Source organism: Methyloprofundus sedimenti (assembly GCF_002072955.1).
Classification (GTDB): domain Bacteria; phylum Pseudomonadota; class Gammaproteobacteria; order Methylococcales; family Methylomonadaceae; genus Methyloprofundus; species Methyloprofundus sedimenti.
On sequence record NZ_LPUF01000001.1, the window covers coordinates 782,666 to 800,246 of the forward strand.

At 41.7% G+C, this 17,581-nt stretch carries 16 protein-coding genes; 9 read left to right on the forward strand and 7 right to left on the reverse strand.

What is annotated here, in order from left to right; genetic code table 11:
- The first annotated feature begins 5 nt into the window (after positions 1-5).
- Together metA and AU255_RS03390 are read left to right on the forward strand one after the other, a co-directional pair.
- A complete protein-coding gene (gene metA / locus AU255_RS03385) occupies positions 6-1,070 on the forward strand; it encodes a homoserine O-succinyltransferase MetA (RefSeq protein WP_080521563.1) in 1,065 nt (354 codons plus the stop codon).
- Between the two features lie 24 nt (positions 1,071-1,094).
- Complete coding sequence (locus AU255_RS03390; protein WP_080521564.1) at positions 1,095-1,562, forward strand: nucleoside deaminase; 468 nt, start codon at positions 1,095-1,097, stop codon at positions 1,560-1,562.
- Here the strand turns inward: AU255_RS03390 and AU255_RS03395 are convergent.
- Positions 1,556-1,990, reverse strand: a complete 435-nt coding sequence (locus tag AU255_RS03395) for a hypothetical protein (RefSeq protein ID WP_080521565.1) — start codon at positions 1,988-1,990, stop codon at positions 1,556-1,558. The genes AU255_RS03390 and AU255_RS03395 overlap by 7 nt on opposite strands.
- Positions 1,991-2,363: 373 nt before the next feature.
- Between AU255_RS03395 and AU255_RS03400 the strand changes: the two genes are divergently transcribed.
- On the forward strand, positions 2,364-6,374 hold the full coding sequence (locus AU255_RS03400) for a VCBS domain-containing protein (RefSeq protein WP_158083040.1): 4,011 nt from the start codon (positions 2,364-2,366) through the stop codon (positions 6,372-6,374).
- A gap of 662 nt (positions 6,375-7,036) precedes the next feature.
- Here AU255_RS03400 and lpxA read toward each other — a convergent pair.
- The 4 genes from lpxA to pap are packed head-to-tail and all read right to left on the reverse strand — an operon-like array spanning position 7,037 to position 10,700.
- Positions 7,037-7,813 carry an acyl-ACP--UDP-N-acetylglucosamine O-acyltransferase gene (lpxA, locus tag AU255_RS03405; RefSeq protein WP_080521567.1) on the reverse strand — a complete coding sequence of 259 codons (777 nt, stop codon included), beginning with the start codon at positions 7,811-7,813 and terminating at the stop codon, positions 7,037-7,039.
- A gap of 7 nt (positions 7,814-7,820) precedes the next feature.
- On the reverse strand, positions 7,821-8,705 hold the full coding sequence (gene xerD / locus AU255_RS03410) for a site-specific tyrosine recombinase XerD (protein WP_080521568.1): 885 nt from the start codon (positions 8,703-8,705) through the stop codon (positions 7,821-7,823).
- Complete coding sequence (locus tag AU255_RS03415) at positions 8,695-9,213, reverse strand: methylated-DNA--[protein]-cysteine S-methyltransferase (protein ID WP_198942528.1); 519 nt, start codon at positions 9,211-9,213, stop codon at positions 8,695-8,697. Before AU255_RS03415 ends, xerD begins: the two co-directional genes overlap by 11 nt.
- A 2-nt stretch (positions 9,214-9,215) precedes the next feature.
- Positions 9,216-10,700: a polyphosphate:AMP phosphotransferase gene (gene pap, locus AU255_RS03420; protein WP_080521569.1), complete on the reverse strand. Its 1,485-nt coding sequence runs from the start codon at positions 10,698-10,700 to the stop codon at positions 9,216-9,218.
- Positions 10,701-10,799: 99 nt separating this feature from the next.
- Between pap and AU255_RS03425 the strand changes: the two genes are divergently transcribed.
- The 4 genes from AU255_RS03425 to fdxA all read left to right on the forward strand — a co-directional run bounded on the left by AU255_RS03425 (position 10,800) and on the right by fdxA (position 12,986).
- Positions 10,800-11,240 (forward strand): YeeE/YedE family protein, encoded by a 441-nt coding sequence (locus tag AU255_RS03425; protein WP_233144540.1) that lies wholly within the window; start codon positions 10,800-10,802, stop codon positions 11,238-11,240.
- Positions 11,240-11,653 (forward strand): DUF6691 family protein, encoded by a 414-nt coding sequence (locus tag AU255_RS03430; RefSeq protein ID WP_080521570.1) that lies wholly within the window; start codon positions 11,240-11,242, stop codon positions 11,651-11,653. Before AU255_RS03425 ends, AU255_RS03430 begins: the two co-directional genes overlap by 1 nt.
- An 8-nt stretch (positions 11,654-11,661) precedes the next feature.
- Positions 11,662-12,486, forward strand: coding sequence for a sulfite exporter TauE/SafE family protein (locus tag AU255_RS03435; protein WP_080521571.1), 825 nt, complete (start codon positions 11,662-11,664; stop codon positions 12,484-12,486).
- A 176-nt stretch (positions 12,487-12,662) separates the two neighbouring features.
- Positions 12,663-12,986: a ferredoxin FdxA gene (gene fdxA, locus AU255_RS03440; RefSeq protein WP_080521572.1), complete on the forward strand. Its 324-nt coding sequence runs from the start codon at positions 12,663-12,665 to the stop codon at positions 12,984-12,986.
- A gap of 38 nt (positions 12,987-13,024) precedes the next feature.
- Here fdxA and AU255_RS03445 read toward each other — a convergent pair whose 3' ends face one another.
- Positions 13,025-13,555, reverse strand: coding sequence for a gamma carbonic anhydrase family protein (locus tag AU255_RS03445; protein WP_080521573.1), 531 nt, complete (start codon positions 13,553-13,555; stop codon positions 13,025-13,027).
- A 158-nt stretch (positions 13,556-13,713) separates the two neighbouring features.
- Between AU255_RS03445 and AU255_RS03450 the strand changes: the two genes are divergently transcribed.
- Positions 13,714-14,748: an SPFH domain-containing protein gene (locus AU255_RS03450; RefSeq protein WP_080521574.1), complete on the forward strand. Its 1,035-nt coding sequence runs from the start codon at positions 13,714-13,716 to the stop codon at positions 14,746-14,748.
- Positions 14,748-15,407, forward strand: a complete 660-nt coding sequence (locus AU255_RS03455; protein ID WP_080521575.1) for a TFIIB-type zinc ribbon-containing protein — start codon at positions 14,748-14,750, stop codon at positions 15,405-15,407. The genes AU255_RS03450 and AU255_RS03455 overlap by 1 nt, the downstream gene beginning before the upstream one ends.
- A 161-nt stretch (positions 15,408-15,568) precedes the next feature.
- Here AU255_RS03455 and AU255_RS03460 read toward each other — a convergent pair whose 3' ends face one another.
- On the reverse strand, positions 15,569-17,149 hold the full coding sequence (locus AU255_RS03460; RefSeq protein WP_080521576.1) for an IS66 family transposase: 1,581 nt from the start codon (positions 17,147-17,149) through the stop codon (positions 15,569-15,571).
- Positions 17,150-17,581 lie beyond the last annotated feature (432 nt).

Sequence of the window (17,581 nt, forward strand, 5' to 3'; positions counted from 1 at the left end):
ATGCTATGCCTCTAGTTGCTCACACTCAATTACCTACATTCCAGCGCCTAAAAGAGGAAGGTGAGGATATTCTTAATCCTGACCGTGCTACCCATCAACATATCCGCGAATTACATATAGGCTTTCTTAATATAATGCCTGACGCAGCATTGGAAGCGACTGAGAGACAGTTTTTTCGACTGGTAGGCGCCTGTAATCAAATCGCCCAGTTTCATGTACACCCTTTTACAATTAAAGGTTTGCCCAGAAGTGAAACAGCACAAGCACACATCAGTCAATACTATGAAACCTTTGAACAGCTTAAACAGGATGGCCTGGATGCCTTAATCATCAGTGGCGCAAATGTGACGCATGAACATCTGCAGGAAGAAGACTTTTGGCAACCTTTAACGGAAGTGTTTGAGTGGGCCAAGCAAAATGTCACTTCTATTCTTTGTTCTTGCCTGGCAACACATGCATTAATTCAATTTTGCTATGGCATAGAAAGAACCCGCTTACCAACCAAACGCTGGGGAGTTTATTCGCATAAAGTGATAGACAGAAAGCATCCATTAACCGCTGAGATCAATACCCGTTTTGATGTACCGCATTCACGCTTTAATGAAGTCTTTCAAGAAGACCTGCAACAACATAGTGTTAAAGTTCTGGTGACCAGCTCTGAAGCCGGTGTCCACCTGGCGGTAAGCCCGGATGGTTTTCGCATCGTATTTTTTCAAGGTCACCCTGAATATGATGATATCAGCTTATTGAAAGAGTATAAACGCGAAGTGATGCGTTTTATTAACCTGGAAATTGATGAATATCCTCCTGTCCCAGTGCATTATTTTAATTCTGAAGCACAAGCTATTTTCCATGCGTATGCCAAACAAGTGCAAGCTGCACAAAAAAATCAGCTCCCTATTCCCTCTTTCCCTGATCAGGAAGTTGAACCTTTTTTAGACAATACCTGGCGAGATACAGCAAAGGCGGTGTTTAATAATTGGTTAGGAAAAGTATATCAAATAACCAATCAGGACAGGCGCCTGCCCTTTATGCCGGGGGTAAACCCGGACAACCCTCTTGATTTATAGTCATAGCATAACGCTAAGATTTGCATGCATGCAGTTTTTTTACAACAAGCAATAGACCTGGCCGAAAGAAATGTACATGCCGGTAACGGCGGGCCGTTTGGTGCGCTCGTCTGCCTGGATCAAAAAGTCATTGCCGCCTGTAGTAATAGCGTTAGCTGCAACAACGATCCTACCGCCCATGCAGAAATACTGGCAATCCGTAAAGCATGCGCTGAATTAAACACATTTCGATTAACTGATTGTGTGCTTTACAGTAGTTGCGAGCCCTGTCCCATGTGTCTGGGTGCTATATACTGGGCTCGCCTAAATCAGGTTTACTTTGCCTGTAACCGATATGATGCTGCACTGGCCGGGTTCGACGACAGCTTTATTTATAATGAAATTGCCGCTTCAGCGGAAAAAAGAATAATTACTATGCAACATATTGAGCTAAAAGAGTCACTTAGGCCTTTTATTGCATGGCAACAACAGGGAAATAAAATTCTCTATTGAGTTTCCTCTGCATTTTCTGTAGCAACGTCTTCTGAAACTGTCGCTTTATCTCTGATTTTAATTAACCAGCCATCTTTAGCTTTGCATTCAGAAGTATTATGTGCACTGACATGTATTCGCGCATACTTTCCAGTTAACGATGCTGGTAACTTAGCTGAAACAGCATAAAAACTATTTTTATCAACTATATTAAGCTCTAAAGGGACATTTTTTGCAGCAGCCTTAATTGTAGACGGGTCTGCATACCCCGAAACTGTAAAAGAAATCTCGGATTCAGGGTCAACTTCTGCTTTATGCTCAGGTGAAAAGGTTTTAAACTGAGGGTCTTTACAAGTTGTCTCGACATTACCTGCATTATAAGCAAAAGCAGAACCAGCAAAGCCAATACTAGTTATTAAACTAGCTGAGATTAAAGATTTTTTTATCATTATTTTGTCCTCTTTGTTTTAAGCAATAGGGATGAAGTTTAATGCGGTTTATAATAGATATCCCAAAGTTCTCCATACCCATGTAAAAAGTGTGACAACTAATTCAGACTCGCGTAGAACGGACTTTAGTCAAGTTTAAGGGTATTAATACTCACAGAGATCATAACCCGCACACAAATATTTTATCATTAATGATTTAGCTAAAGAACAATAATTACCCATGCGACAGCAAAACATCTAGATGATTGATTTTAAATTATTTTTTAATTTTAAAAAAAGACTAAGCACAAGCAAAACGCTTGACTATAAACAAAAACAAACTAAACTTCCAGACTACACTAATTGCCGGCAAGGTTTTAGACAATCTCTCTCTATGCATATAAAACACATCTCACTATTAGCAGCGCTTCTTTTATTTAGTTCATTTAATGTCAGTGCTTTGAGTATTGGAGGGAATACTGGTCCCATTAAGACAGATCCAGCACCAGCCAATAGCTTTCCAGATGCCAATGATGATCATAATTCTACAGTAGTGATTTCTAATACTTCTGCATCCGGCGACGTTAGCGCTAATGATTTTTACGCTACTAGCTTTACCTTGGGAGGGTCATGGGTCGGTACTTATGGGCTTATCACCGCATTCGATTCAAATGGTGAATATACTTATGAGCTTTTTGATGGCACTACTAATGATAGCTTACCTTCAAACGGTATTGGAACTGACCGTTTTCAATATACTTGTCTAAACGCAACAGGAAACTCTGATGCAGCATGGCTTATCATTGATGTTCGAGCTAGTCAGATCAAACCTCCAGTCGCTCAAGATGATTATAATTCTACCGTTGTCAACGTTTTAACATCCGCAACAGGCAATGTAGGGGATAATGATCTTAATGGAAGCATATTCACATTAAATGGTTCAAAAACAGGACAATATGGTCTGCTTACCTCTTTCACTTCAACAGGTGCATATACCTACGAACTTTACGTCAACACTAATAGCTCTAATTTGCCAGCTAGCGGTGTAGCGACTGATGTTTTTACCTATACTTATGCAAACGAAAATGGCGTTACAGATACCGCTACGCTGTTTATAGATATCAGTGCAAACCCTGCTAAACCAATCGCCAACGATGACAGAGATTCCACTATTGTCGGTGTATCAACATCTGTAACAGGCAATGTTAGTATTAATGATCATTATGGAAGCAACTACTTTCTCCTGGATTCAAAAGTAGGTCAATATGGCTTTCTTACTTCTTTCTCTTCGACCGGTGAATATACCTACGAGCTTTACGCGAGTACTGACAATTTCAGACTACCTTCTAATGGCGTTGCCAACGAACATTTCAAATATACCTATGCAAATGAAAGTGGCCTTACGGTTACCGCATGGCTGGTTATAGATGTCAATCCTAATCCTAATCAGCCTATTGCAAATGATGACTATATATCTACTATTGCTGGCGTATATACTATTGCAGAAGGCAATGTTGGAATTAATGACCGTTATGGCAGCATCTTTACACTCGAGACCTCATGGACGGGGAAATATGGATCGATCACCTTTTTCGATTCGGAAGGCAAGTATACTTATGAACTTTTCGAAGGCACTGATAGTACCAAACTGCCTGCTGATGGAGTGGGTATTGACCGTTTCAGATACACTTATTCAAATGCCCAGGGCTCAAGCGACACAGCCTGGCTAATTATAGATGTCAGCTCTAACACAACCTTACCTATCGCTGAAGATGATTTTAATTCTGCCGTAATAGGTTTTCATACAGTGGCAACAGGTAATGTAACAGACAATGACCGTTACGGGTCTATCGCTACACTCTATGACTCCGGCACCGGTTTATATGGTACGATCACTTCCTTTTCTGCAACCGGTGCATATACTTACACTCTTTTTGAAGACGCTGACCTTACATTACCTGCTGGCGAAGTCGCAAGGGAGCGCTTCTTATATATTTATTCCAATGCACAAGGTTTAAGTGATTCGGCATGGCTAACCATTGAAGTAAGCGCCAATCCAGTCCAGCCTAAAGCACCTATCGCTAATGATGATTATATTTCTACTGTCATTGGCTTATATCCCACTGCCACCGGAAATGTCAGTAACAATGATTTTTATGGCAGCATTTACTCGCTTGATCAATCATGGTTAGGTCAATACGGTGCGATCACTGCATTTAACTCAGAGGGCGAATTTACCTACACGCTTTATGACAGTACCACTATTGCCAGTCTACCAGCCGACGGCGTTGGTATTGATAGTTTTACCTATACTTATGCTAATGACAAGGGGATAACAGCTAACGCCCGGATTATTATCGATGTACGAGGTAACCCTACCCATCCTATCGCTAATGATGATTATATTTCTACAGTCGTTAACACGCTTACTACGGCAACCGGTAATGCTAGTATCAATGATCTTTATGGTTCTATCTATACGCTACCCGGCTCATGGGTCGGCCAATATGGCTCGATTACCTCATTTAACTCTGATGGAACATTTAGCTACCAACTTTTCGCAAGTACGAGTAATGAAAGTTTGCCGGTTGATGGTCCCGGAATTGAGCGCTTTCAATATACTTTAGCTAATGCAAAAGGCATCACTGATACTGCCTGGATTATCATAGATGTCCAGCCTGACCCTGCGCAAGCAAATACGCCTATTGCGAATGCGGATCAAGCCTCTGTGGTCATTAATGCTCGTCCGACGGTATCTGGTAATGTGATTGATAATGACCGGTATGGCACCATAGTCAATTTCACTGGATCATCGACAGGAAAATATGGCTTTCTTGACGCCTCAGGTACATCCGGTCAGTTTACCTATCAGTTATTTCCGAGTACCACTAATATAGACTTACCTGCTACAGGAACTGACACAGAAACATTTCCCTATACACTTTCAGATATTGATGGCAAAACAGATACATCTATATTACTGATTAATGTCACTGCCGACCCTAGTGGCTCTGACACACTGATTGCAAGAGATGATCATGCAACTTATATTTCCAACAAGACCTTATCACTGGCAGGCGATGTCACCCTTAACGATTCAAATGGTGATTATGTAGTCCTTACCAGTCCGCCAAGCACTGAATATGGTCGCATTGTATTACAGTCCAACGGTAGCTACATTTATGAGTTGTATGAAACATCATTCAGCGTTATTAAATTAAAAGCCGGTGAAGTCGTGACAGACGAATATATTTACCAATATTTCACCAACGCAGGAGCAAGTGCAACAGCTAAACTCATTGTTCAAATTATCGGCAACCCTGTTGATGCAGATGGCAATACTATTTTTGAGAATCCATTTGATGAACCTTATGATAATGTTGATGTGGAATTTAACGACAGTTCTGGAGAGGCCACACCGCTTAATTCAGGCAGAAATATCAAAGGCCATCTGCATGAGCCAGGTGATAAAGACTGGTACTATCTAAATAGTGCGGGCAATGAGATTATTACGCTGGAGGTTTGCCCGGTAGGCACCAGTTGTTTTGGTAAAAAAAGCTGGGTACTTTATGTATTTGATAGCGCTGAAATCGCTGGCAAGGAAGCGGATACAGTTGCTTTGCATCGTTGGGTCGATGAAACAGGTACTAACAAAAATTTGACTGGTTCCCCCATTATCAAATCAGTGGCGGGCGAATCAAACCATATGTACCTGGCTTATAAAAAGGGCTTTTTTGATGGTGCTTTGATAGGTATCGTAGATCCTTGCTTTGATACTTTAAACGCCGTTGATATTGGTGTGGGTGATGGCGCAAAAGATTACTTTATTGCTATATCATCTCCTCTTAAAGGTGATTCAGGCGGTGCAGACTCGTGTGGAGAAGGTTCTGTTGTTTTAGAGCGGCCGGGACCACCAGCAGCAGGAAAGGATGCAGAAGACATTGCAAAAGTATATGCAACCACTGAAGAGTATATTGAAGTTTTTCCATACAGTGACGACCAATATGCTATAAAAATCACTAGCACCGGGCTTCCTCCGTTATTAACAGACGCGGCAGCCTTAAGCTCTGCCACTTTTGACTCCAATACGGGCGCACTTGAGGTTCCTAAAGTGCGGGTTAATGATCAAGTATTTCAGGCTTCGTTGAATTTACAAGCTCAAGAGGCTCGTAGCGCTAACAATACGCTAAAATTTACTTTATCGGATATTGGCGCTCTAAACCTTGAAGAAATGCTAGATGCTTACCGCGCAACCTACAACCCTGCAAACCAGCAGGTCTTGATTCCGCGAGTAACACATACAAATACCGGAGATGCCTATTCAGTTATTTTGCAATATCATGTTGGCAATAATGAAGGCGCTGATGCCTGGCTTGAAGCAATCAGTATTGTAAAAATTGAATAAATACCAACGGTATACTCCGGGCGGTGACGGTTGTGCTGTTCTAACACTAGAAAACCGCAATCGTGGCCGTGCGAAGTATCACTAAATCGCCTTGTTCTTTTCCGGCAGGCAAGTTTATTAAATATATTGTATAAGCAGTTTTTAGCCTTGTTTATTTATTGTTCACGACTAAAAACTGCTCCAGCAATTGTAATAACCTCTCTACCCAACGCGTCTTGAACTGAGCAACCTGTGTAAGCTATTGACTCTAAAGTCTGTCGCTGTTAATCTCAGAGGGCGCTCTGTAATATTATCTCTTTGGTGACTTTCCTGGTTAATCTTTTCTACTTTCAGAACACCGGAACTCAGTCTAATAAAATCAAAAGCTTACTGACTTTTCAAGATAATAAGGTGAGACTTAAATGCGTAGGTTGGTGCTGAGCTTGCGAAGCCCAACAGGATATTTCGCCGAATTTGTTGGGCTTCGTGCCTCAGCGCCAACCTACATTAAGCTTACAGGCTATCAAGTTATTTTCCGTGAGATCAGGTTGTCTGACTTTATAGCGATACTTGTACTCATTGATTTTCCTGATTCCCCAGCAATTCACAGCTAATTTCCGCAGGTCAACTATACCTGTATCATGGGCCTTGAACTCAAGCAGTGTTTGAAGGCTATTCAAGTTCTATTTCCGATCTAATTCCATAAATCCATGCAGTCCGCGTTTGGATTTGATGGCCAGCCATTGCTTTAAATATTTTATTTCTTCGGTATTCTCAAGGTGCTCAATACTTGCATTTTGCCTAAGCAATCTAAAAGCGCTAGAAATGATTTTATAACGATCGCCTGTAATTCCGGCGCGTTTTAAGCCTAAGGTGTTTAAACGGTAATGTTTGGCTGGATAGCCTGCAATTAAACAAAAGGGAATAACATCTTTATTAAGTCCTGTTGTACCCTGAACAATGGCATAAGAGCCGATTCGGCAAAACTGGTGAGCAACAACACTGCCTCCCATAAAGACTCTGTCACCAATTTGGACAAAACCGCCTATGGCCACATTATTGGCAAAGATAGTGTGATTGCCTATCTGGCAATCATGGGCAACATGACTGTTATTCATAAAAAAACAGTTTGAGCCGATGCGGGTAATGCCATTTACTTCCGAGGCTCTATGTGCAGTAAAGCCTTCTCTAAACGTGTTATTGTCGCCTATTTCCAGCCAGGAAATTGTTTCTTCTTTAAAGCTGGTGTCTTGTGGCAAGTCGCCTAACACGACATGGGGATGTACTGTATTGCCTGTACCCATTTTAGTGTAGGGACGGATGACAGCATGGGGTCCAATTTTACAATTATCGCCAATTTGAGTATGGTTTTCGATAACGGCAAAAGGGCCGACAGTAACATTTTCGCCTATGCTGGCGTGTTCTGCGATATAGGCACTAGGGTGGATGTTTTGCGTCATTTAGATGTTAGCCTCGTGGATGATAGTGTGAATGTAGATCTTTTAATCGCTCATTGGCGATATGGGTATAAATTTGAGTGGTGGACAAGTCACTATGACCCAATAAGAGTTGTACAACGCGTAAGTCAGCGCCGTGATTTAATAAGTGTGTAGCAAAGGCATGGCGGAGTGTATGTGGCGATAGCTCTTTGCTGATGTCTGCCTTTTTTGCATAGCGTTTGATGATATGCCAAAATGCCTGGCGCGTCATGCCTGTGCCCCTGTTGGTCACAAAAACAACATTGCAGGGACGCTCGGACAACAACGCTTTGCGGCTATGTTGCATATATTCTTCCAGGCAATCCATAGCTTGTTCGCCAATGGGGGTCAGGCGTTCTTTATTGCCTTTGCCTGTGATGCGTAATACCCCCATGCGTAGATTAATCTGATGGGTTGTTAATGAGACGAGCTCTGAGACACGCAAGCCAGTTGCATAGAGCATTTCCAGCATGGCTTTGTCGCGAGAGCCTAATACCGAACTAGGTTCTGGAGCGTTAAGCAGTAACTCAACATCGTGCTCAGATAAAGACCCAGGTAACCGGCGCCCAATGCGTGGAGTATCTATTAAAGCGGTAGGGTCGGAGTCAATATGATTTTCGCGTTGCAAATAAGTGTAGAAGCGCCTCAGGCTAGATAAAATTCTAGCTGAAGAACGCGAGCTAATGCCTTGCTCATAGCGTTGGCTGAGAAACAAGGCTATATCACTATTGCTGGCCTGATTTAAAGGCTTTTTAGCTAAACTTTTGTTGAAAATACGTAAGTCACTGGCATAAGCGCTCAGGGTGTTTTTACTTAGACCGTTTTCTACCCACAGGGCATCGATAAAGGCATCAATTAGCTGCTTAGATGTCATGAATCAACATTTTTTCATGTTGTAAAAGCGCTGCTTTTATTTTCACCAGCTTTCCTGTGCTTGCTCCGGCATAGCCACCGATACCTGTCATGGCAAGTACCCGGTGGCAAGGAATAATAACCGGGAACGGGTTTTGGCGGCAGGCATTAGCTAATGCTCTGGGGGAGGTATCTAATTCCTTGGCTAGTTCACCATACGTTCTGGTCTGTCCTAGAGGAATTAGGCTCAGCGCGCGCCAGACTTTGTGCTGAAACTCGGTGCCTTGTTGTAATAGAGCCGTGCTGATGGCTATTTTACCGGTTAACCAGTAGTGATTCAGTTGTTGTTCGAGTGCCGTGGGTGAGGCTCCCCTCTCAGCCTCTAGTGGAGGCGCTAAAAGCCATTGCAGCTTGCATAACAGCTTGCCTCGCATCTGTATTGCCAGCGAACCTGCAGGGGTGGTGTAGCAATACGTTAGCAGCGGTTCTGGTTTTTCTAGCGTCTGCCAGTTTAGTTGAGAATGAGACATTGTTAATCCAGAGATTTTTCCAGTGCTTCACAATAAGTTTTGATAACCTTGATTCGGGCAAAGCGTTTGTTATTTGCCTCAACTAAAGTCCATGGGGTGGTCTGTGAGCTGGTGCGGGCAACCATATCATTGACAGCAAGCGAATACTCATCCCATTTGTCGCGATTGCGGTAGTCCTCTTCAGTGATTTTGTGTTGTTTATAACTGATTTGCTCGCGTTGTTTAAAGCGGTGTAATTGTTCGTCTGGATCGATATGTAACCAGAATTTTAACAAAACAATGCCGTGATCAGTTAAGGCTTCTTCGAGGTTAGTGATTTCAGAGTAAGCACGAGTCCATTCCTGTTCGCGGGCAAAACCTTCAACTCGTTCGACCAGCACCCGACCATACCAGCTGCGGTCATAAATGGTGATACGACCGGCGCGCGGCATATGTCGCCAAAAACGCCATAAATAGTGTTGTACGCGTTCTTCATCGGTCGGGGCGGCAATGGAAATGACCTGATAGTTTCTGGCGTCAAGTGCATGCGTGAGGCGCCGGATTGCTCCTCCCTTGCCGCCTGCGTCCCAGCCTTCAAAAACCAGGATACTGGAAATCTTTTTCTGATGAGCAAGCCTTGCCAGCTTGTTAAGCTTGCCTTGATAAAAGTTTAATTGTTCATTGTATACTTTTTTATCTAATTCCAGGCTGAGGTCCAGTGAATCTAAAATTTTAGGTTGATTGCCATGAATGATCTGTGGAGATTGAGTTGGTTGAGGCATGCTTTGTATCAATTCATGCGTTTCGATATGTGCTTTAATTTTATCCAGAACATGTTGCCCTACAGTAAGACTACTGTAGCGGATATCACTGCCATCGATAATCCGCCAGGGGTTTTGTGTGCTACTGGTTTCTTTTAATACCGTTTCAGCGACACTGGCAAAGTCATCGTACATTTTTAGATGTTTTTTATCTCGTTCGGTAACTTGCCATGCTGTTTCGGGGTTCTTTTCCAGTAGTTTCAAGCGCTTTTTTTGTTGTTCTTTTTTTAAGTGTAACCAGCATTTTATGATTAATGTGCCGTCGTCAGCGAGTTCTTGCTCTAATTGCTTGATTTGCGTGAGTTGTAACTGTAAATCAGTATCTGTTATATCATTGTGCACACGCAGAGCTATAGGGGCGCTATACCATGAGCCAACATAAATGCCTATTGTGCCTTTTGCGGGCATGGTACGCCAGAATCGCCAGAATTTGGGGCGCTCGAGTTCTTCATCACTAGGAGAGTCGTAGGCATTTGTGCGCATATAGCGAGGGTCTAGCCATTCATTAAGTAAATTAATAACATCGCCTTTACCTCCGCCATCAACACCTGAAATTAAAATAATGACAGAAAAGTTATACGCGCTTAATTGCTGCTGTATGGTTAATAATTGCGTGCGTAAGGTGGGTACTTTTTCATTGTAGTCAGTTTTACTGACGGTGTGTCCTAATTCAGCGATTTCAAACATAGCAGTGCTTTTTAGTTAGTTTATAAAGAGGAACAAGTACAGGTGTTTGCTACCAAGCCATTCAAGCCCTTATAATGACGCAATTTTAAATTAATCTCAATGGGTAAGTCTTTGGAAAATTTTACACCTGTTTCTGCTTTGTCAGGAGGAGCATTAATTGGTTTAAGTGTAAGTTTGCTGCTTTTATTCAATGGCCGTATGGCGGGCATCAGCGGAATTATGAATGGAATGTTTAGCGCCCCTAAAAAGGAAGAAATCTGGCGTGGTTTATTTCTAATGGGACTGATTCTCGGTGCATTTATATTCCAGTTACTGACTAATAATAGCTTGCAATTACGTCTTGGCTATCCGATCTTGCTAATTATTTTGGGTGGTTTCCTGGTCGGTTTTGGTACCAGAATGGGGAATGGATGTACTAGCGGGCATGGTATTTGTGGTATTGCCACTTTTTCGCTCAGATCGATTGCTGCAACAATAACTTTTATGTTAAGCGGCATGATAACCGTTTTTATACTTAAGCACTTGCTAGGAGTTGCTTAATGATAATCAATCTGATTGCATTACTGGCGGGAATTATTTTTGGCTTAGGTTTGGCTTTATCGCAAATGATTGATCCCAATAAAGTGTTGAATTTTCTGGATGTAACAGGAGACTGGGACCCAAGCCTGGCCTTTGTTATGATCGGTGCGTTAGCGGTGACTATACTAAGCTTTCATTTTATTTTAAAGCGTTCTGCCCCGCTATTGGATTCTGGCTTTCATGTGACTAAACAAGTTATTATTAATAGGCCATTATTATTAGGCGCCGGACTTTTTGGCATAGGGTGGGGAATGACCGGTTATTGCCCGGGGCCGGCAGTAGCAAGTTTAGGGCTGTTTTCAGTTGAAGGTATTGTTATGGTCATTGCCATCTACGCAGGTTTTTTTAGCCAGCGCTGGATAGCCAATAAATAAGTGCAGAAATGGAATATTTAGAAGTTGTTGTATCCTTTATCCTGTCTTTTGAATTAATACATATTGCAGCGGGTAGTTTAGTCGGCTTTGTGATTGGTTTGACAGGTGTTGGTGGTGGCTCATTAATGACACCGATACTGGTACTGGGCTTTGGCATTGCTCCGACAATCGCCGTGGGTACCGATCTCTTATATGCGGCAATCACTAAATGTAGCGGTATCTTTTTTCATCATAGAAATAAAACAGTAGATTGGAGAATTGTAGGCTTATTGGCTGCGGGCAGTGTGCCTAGCTCTATTATTACAGTTGTTTTGCTGGAACACATTAAGGCTGCCGGATTTAATTTTGACCGATTAATGATGCTCACCTTGAGCATTATGCTGGTGCTCACATCATTTATTATCTTAATTAAGGGACAACTGGTTTCTTATGTTAGTCATTATCATGGAGATTCAAAAGTTGTTATCTTGCTTAAAGCATATCGTCCTCATCTCACGGTACTTTCAGGTGTTGCTTTAGGCATATTGGTGACCATTTCTTCAGTGGGAGCCGGGGCAATTGGTTCTGCTATTTTATTTTTACTCTATCCGCGTAAAAAACCGGTAGCAATTGTCGGTACTGATATTGCCCATGCAGTTCCCTTGACCGCGATTGCGGGGATGGGGCATATGCATTTTGGTTCAGTAGACTACGAGTTGTTAGTTGGTTTGTTGGCAGGTGGAGTCCCTGCGATTTATTTAGGCAGCTTGGTTGGTAGATATATTCCAGATCATTGGTTGAGAATTGCGATAGCTTTAATATTATTTGCCATGGGTGTAAAGCTGGCTCTATAAGCGGCATTTTTAATTTTTCAAAAGAACACGTCTAATAATGTGCAATTTCCCATTTCTTTCTGATAGAATGTTATGCTAATTTAGTATCTGGATGATCTATTTGGATAGTTTAAAGTGTTGCCCAGGCGCAGTTTAAACACATAATTTTTAATGAATTTTATAAAAGGTATTTTAGTATGACTTTTGTAGTTACCGAAAACTGCATCAAATGTAAATTTACGGATTGCGTTGATGTATGTCCTGTTGATTGCTTCCATGAAGGACCTAATTTTTTGGTTATTGATCCTGATGAATGTATTGATTGCACGCTGTGTGAGCCTGAATGTCCTGCAGAAGCGATTTTTTCTGAAGATGAATTGCCAGAGGGTCAGGAACAGTTTATCGAACTTAATGCAGAATTATCTCAAATCTGGCCGGTTATTACTGATGTCAAGGAGCCTGAAGCAGATGCTGAAGACTGGAATGGCAAACCAGATAAAATAGACTTACTGGAAAGATAATAAGGCGTGTGCTAAAAATCTAGGTGAGTAAGCTTTGCTTACTTGCCTAAATATTCATTTTTTAGCAGGACATAATGTGCGGATGAATATTCCAGAAATTCTTTTTCGCTATCGCTTAAAGCACGCGTCTTTTTAGCGGGTGAACCGATATAAAGATAGCCGCTTTGTAAAACTTTTCCTGGCGGAACTAAAGCGCCAGCTCCGAGCATCACATAATCTTCTAAAACGGCATTATCCAGAATAATGGCGCCGATACCGATCAGGCAATAATTACCCACAGTACAAGCATGTACGACCGCCCTGTGTCCTATGGTGACTCCTTGGCCTATTTTTAATGGCGCCTCCTCCTGGGCAAATTTCCCTGCATGAGAAACATGTAACACGCTACCATCCTGTATATTCGTGCTTGCGCCAATTGTCACACTGCCGACATCGCCTCGTATGACAACGGTAGGCCATACAGATACATGATCTGCTAATACAACATCGCCAATAATAACGGCACTGTCATCAATATACGTCCCCTCGCCTAGTTGTGGGAAGGTGTTTTTAAATGCTCTAAGAGGCATAGACATTTCCTGCTTTATTCAAATATTATTCATTATGATACGGTTATTTCAGGTATTATTCAGCTATTAAATAATAGCTAGCACAGTTGATTTCTGGAAAATTGAAATGCTTTATTATCAACTTGGCTATTAAATATAGCGCAATTTAAGGAGCATTTATGGCACTGTTTGATGGTATAAGACGACAATTACGTACGGTTATTCAATGGGAAGCACCTGCTGAAGGTGCTTTATTCCAGCAATGGCAGGGTAATGGGGATGAGCTAAAGAATGCATCAAAATTAATTGTTGCTTCTGGACAAGGGTGTATTTTTGTTTATGAAGGAAAAGTGAAAACCGTACTCAATGAGGCGTGCCTGGTTAATTTAAAAACGGATAATATTCCTTTCTGGACGACAGTTAGCAAGTTTATGCAGTTTTTTGAAAGTGAGCATAAAGCGCATATTTATTTTTATAGGCGCACAAAAATTCTGGATCAAAAATGGGGAACGAGCTCACCTATTAAGTACGATGATCCAAAATATAAATTTCCTGTCACTTTACTTGCTTATGGAAACTACAGTTATCGTATTGATGATCCTAAAGCATTCTTTGTTAATGTCGTGGGCGCTGAAAATAATTTTTACATCGAGGATTTCCGCCAGGTCATGTCCAGTCGCCTGGTTCATCCCTTGACTGATTTTCTGGCAGAAAGTCGATATTCCTATGCTGAGATCGATGCTAATCGTGAAGAAATTGCAGCAGGGATGGATGCTCAATTAAAGCAGGAATTTTTGAAAATGGGTTTTGCAATTACTGATTTTCGGATTGAAGGTACTGATTTTGATGAAGATACTTTAAAGCGGATCAACAGAATTGCAAACTTAACAGCAGAGGCACAAGCTGCTGAGGCGGTAGGGTTAGACTATACAGGTATACAGCAATTGGAAGCAATGCGCGAAGCAGCAAGAAATGAAGGCGGTGGAGCGGGGTTAGGTATGGGGCTGGGCGCCGGCATGGGTATGGGGCAGATGATGTCGCAAACGATGGGAGCTAACTTTTCTACGGCTAATAATGGTTCGAGTGCTGACACGGATGCTTCCAGTTCTGAGCTCATGCAAAAACTAGCGCAATTAAAAAAAATGTATCAGGCAGAATTAATATCAGAAGATGAGTATAGTGCTAAGAAAAAAGAAATTCTGGATAGCATGTAATGGCACGATGTAAGAGTTGCTCAGCCCCTCTGCTGGCAAATACAAATCGTTGTCAATATTGCGGCGTACGCAATGATGTAGATTTGCAGTCAAAGCCTTATGTCATGACGCATAAAAAGGCCTCTGATCGGTTGTGTCCACATTGCAATAAACCATTACAAACCATCCAATTGCAGTTAGATGAGCAGCTGTTTATTGAGCGTTGTGCCGACTGTTTAGGCTTGTTTTTTGATTTGGGAGAGTTGGATATTTTGCTAAATCATTCGGTTAGTCATGTGAATTCAATTAATCTGGCACATTTAGATAATATTAATGCAGACCGCTATCATAAAAAACAAGTTGTAAAATATATTAAATGTCCTGTCTGTCGAGAGTTTATGCATCGTAAAAATTTTGCGCACAAAAGCGGAGTAATAGTGGATAACTGCCGCTTTCATGGTCTTTGGTTAGATAGCGGGGAAGTCATGCACTTGATGGAATGGAAGAAAGCAGGCGGGCAGTTATTACATGAGCAGGGGCAACGGAAAAAGACGCATAAAGTCAAGCAAACTCAAGTAGCACGATCTAAGCTGTGGGATGCTTCTGTTAACCAGAGCTCATTTGGCCTGGAAACAGATGTGCTGGAATTTTTAGCGTCCGTCGTTCAAAAAATACTCTAGTGAAAAATTTAATTAAATAACCCTGAATTCAGATTTTCCCAATACTCAATTCCGCTTTATATTGTGCAAGTTCAGGACTGTGGTGAATATAAACTTCACAACAGTCACCAGGCCGAGCAAATACGCTTAGCTATTTTTGCTTTGGCATAGGTAACTTCTCATTATCCACTGGCAGCGGCCGCACGAATGACTTCCGATAACGGAGGAATCCCTTCTAACTTCAGTAAGCGACTTTTTAAATAACCCCAAAATGACATGCCGTGCTTTCGGCAGGTCTTCTTGAGACTGGCAAAAGTATCACGGGCTTTCCGCCCTGCATCACTTCGTGTACTCCCGCTGATTTTTCGTTTCTTGACGTAATCCCTTATATCCCGTTCGCTTAAATTGTTATGAAGTGGGAGGTAGGGTTTGTCGAGTACACGGAGGAGTTCATGTTGATTTTTCCCCATTCGCCCGAGGGCCTGGTTAAGCGTTTCGTAACAGGTTTTGGTACTGCATAGGATTTGAAAGCGCTGCCTGATACTGCTCGCCTGTTCGGTAACAGGATTAAGTTTATAAGCTTTCAGGTCATGGTAAATCGACCAAAGCTGGTCGCGTGCGTCATCTACTGCCTTGGTATGGCTGTCATTTAAAGGAATCAGGCGATTAATCACTCGTTCGGCATGGATCCAGCACAAGGCATGATCAAAGACGTTAAACTGCCCTGCATCATCACTGATAATTGAAAAGTCAGAGGAAATGCCTTGGTCTAGCAGCCCTCCCATCAAAGCACCTTCCGTGACTATTTTTCTGTGCCGAGGTTTAACGATGCCTTGCTGATCCAGCCATTCGCACCCGTCAGGTGCCGTGTTAATGCAGACACTGATATTTTCCAGTGTCGCCAAGATTACAACAGACAGCTTATTTTGTGCCATGTATTCAATGGCACCTGTGTTCAATGTATAAAGCGTTGTTTTGCCTTGTGATAGACAGTTTAAAAAATTGATTCTGCTTTTACTTTCTGTACTACTGAACCAGGCAAAAAAATCATTGCCAATATGTGTGCAATAGCCATTTTGCCCTTTATGCCGTGCGCCAGTATCATCTGTATGAATATATTTAGAAACGGATAATCCCGTCTTCAGTAATTCATCTTTTTCGGCATGAAAATCGTCCAGATCTTCTGTTAGTATATAACTGAGCTTACCGCTCGAAATATCGACGCCTAAATCACGAATTTGTTCCAGTAGTAATGGCTGTGTGACATGTTGGTGATGGTATTGATAGAGAATAAAGGCAATAAGGCTTTTACCAAAACTACCTCCCTGAATGTCTTCAGGAAGCTGACCTAAAATCGTAAGACCCTCTGGCGTTATATATTCTGCTAAACGATAACGAATGTTATGAGTTTGAAAGGTAATATCCTGAATAACACGATCCTGATACCCTTTAAAGCGTGAACCCTCTGGGATTTCATCCGGCTGAATAATTTGGGTTTCATCTATTTTGAGGTTGCCTTTTTTACTGCGCCTTGGGCCTTTTTTCCTTTTTGATGAGGAGTCATCACTTCCTGGGGCACCCTCCTTATCCATTGTACTCGGTTTGATTTTAGGCTTTGTGGTTTCGCCTTTAAGCTTGAGTATCTCTTGTGCTAACTCATCAATCTGCTTTTGTTGCCAGGCAAGCATTTCCAATAACACATCGACTAGCGGTGTGCGATCTTCTTTGTTTATCTCTGGTAATTCAGGTTTAGGCGAGTTCATAGAATATATTGTAAAGCAACTTTTTAATATTTTCCCGTGGATAATGAGAAGTTTCTGGCATAGCCAATAACACACTGTAATACCGCCAAATACACTGGATGTCATATCTCATAATTCTGGATGGTTAAACTCATTTCTTCGTCGAAAGGACATTTGCTGATACACAGATATTGCCTTGATTGCTTGAAGTTAGTGAAATGTTACAGTCAATATATTTTAAGCCCTAAAATAATCTAAGTTATAGTTTTCAATATTCAGGGCACATTTCTAGTGCTCTCGATTTGATACGTTTCTTAAGAAAACAAGCTGTCGTTAATGTACTATTTTCAACTACTACTGACACAGCTCCTGCACTAATTATTCACTCGCATGTATCAATTTGATAATAAAAGTTTACATAAAATCAATAGACATTAAACAGGGATGAGAACG

Bases quoted from the DNA above. Each gene is read 5' to 3' on its own strand.
- lpxA (WP_080521567.1), bottom strand. From the start codon at position 7,813: ATGACGCAAAACATCCACCCTAGTGCCTATATCGCAGAACACGCCAGC.
- AU255_RS03460 (WP_080521576.1), bottom strand. From the start codon at position 17,149: ATGAACTCGCCTAAACCTGAATTACCAGAGATAAACAAAGAAGATCGC.
- AU255_RS03445 (WP_080521573.1), bottom strand. From the start codon at position 13,555: ATGCCTCTTAGAGCATTTAAAAACACCTTCCCACAACTAGGCGAGGGG.
- fdxA (WP_080521572.1), top strand. From the start codon at position 12,663: ATGACTTTTGTAGTTACCGAAAACTGCATCAAATGTAAATTTACGGAT.
- metA (WP_080521563.1), top strand. From the start codon at position 6: ATGCCTCTAGTTGCTCACACTCAATTACCTACATTCCAGCGCCTAAAA.
- AU255_RS03450 (WP_080521574.1), top strand. From the start codon at position 13,714: ATGGCACTGTTTGATGGTATAAGACGACAATTACGTACGGTTATTCAA.
- AU255_RS03435 (WP_080521571.1), top strand. From the start codon at position 11,662: ATGGAATATTTAGAAGTTGTTGTATCCTTTATCCTGTCTTTTGAATTA.
- AU255_RS03400 (WP_158083040.1), top strand. From the start codon at position 2,364: ATGCATATAAAACACATCTCACTATTAGCAGCGCTTCTTTTATTTAGT.
- AU255_RS03395 (WP_080521565.1), bottom strand. From the start codon at position 1,990: ATGATAAAAAAATCTTTAATCTCAGCTAGTTTAATAACTAGTATTGGC.
- pap (WP_080521569.1), bottom strand. From the start codon at position 10,700: ATGTTTGAAATCGCTGAATTAGGACACACCGTCAGTAAAACTGACTAC.
- AU255_RS03455 (WP_080521575.1), top strand. From the start codon at position 14,748: ATGGCACGATGTAAGAGTTGCTCAGCCCCTCTGCTGGCAAATACAAAT.
- AU255_RS03415 (WP_198942528.1), bottom strand. From the start codon at position 9,213: ATGTCTCATTCTCAACTAAACTGGCAGACGCTAGAAAAACCAGAACCG.
- AU255_RS03390 (WP_080521564.1), top strand. From the start codon at position 1,095: ATGCATGCAGTTTTTTTACAACAAGCAATAGACCTGGCCGAAAGAAAT.
- AU255_RS03430 (WP_080521570.1), top strand. From the start codon at position 11,240: ATGATAATCAATCTGATTGCATTACTGGCGGGAATTATTTTTGGCTTA.
- xerD (WP_080521568.1), bottom strand. From the start codon at position 8,705: ATGACATCTAAGCAGCTAATTGATGCCTTTATCGATGCCCTGTGGGTA.
- AU255_RS03425 (WP_233144540.1), top strand. From the start codon at position 10,800: ATGGGTAAGTCTTTGGAAAATTTTACACCTGTTTCTGCTTTGTCAGGA.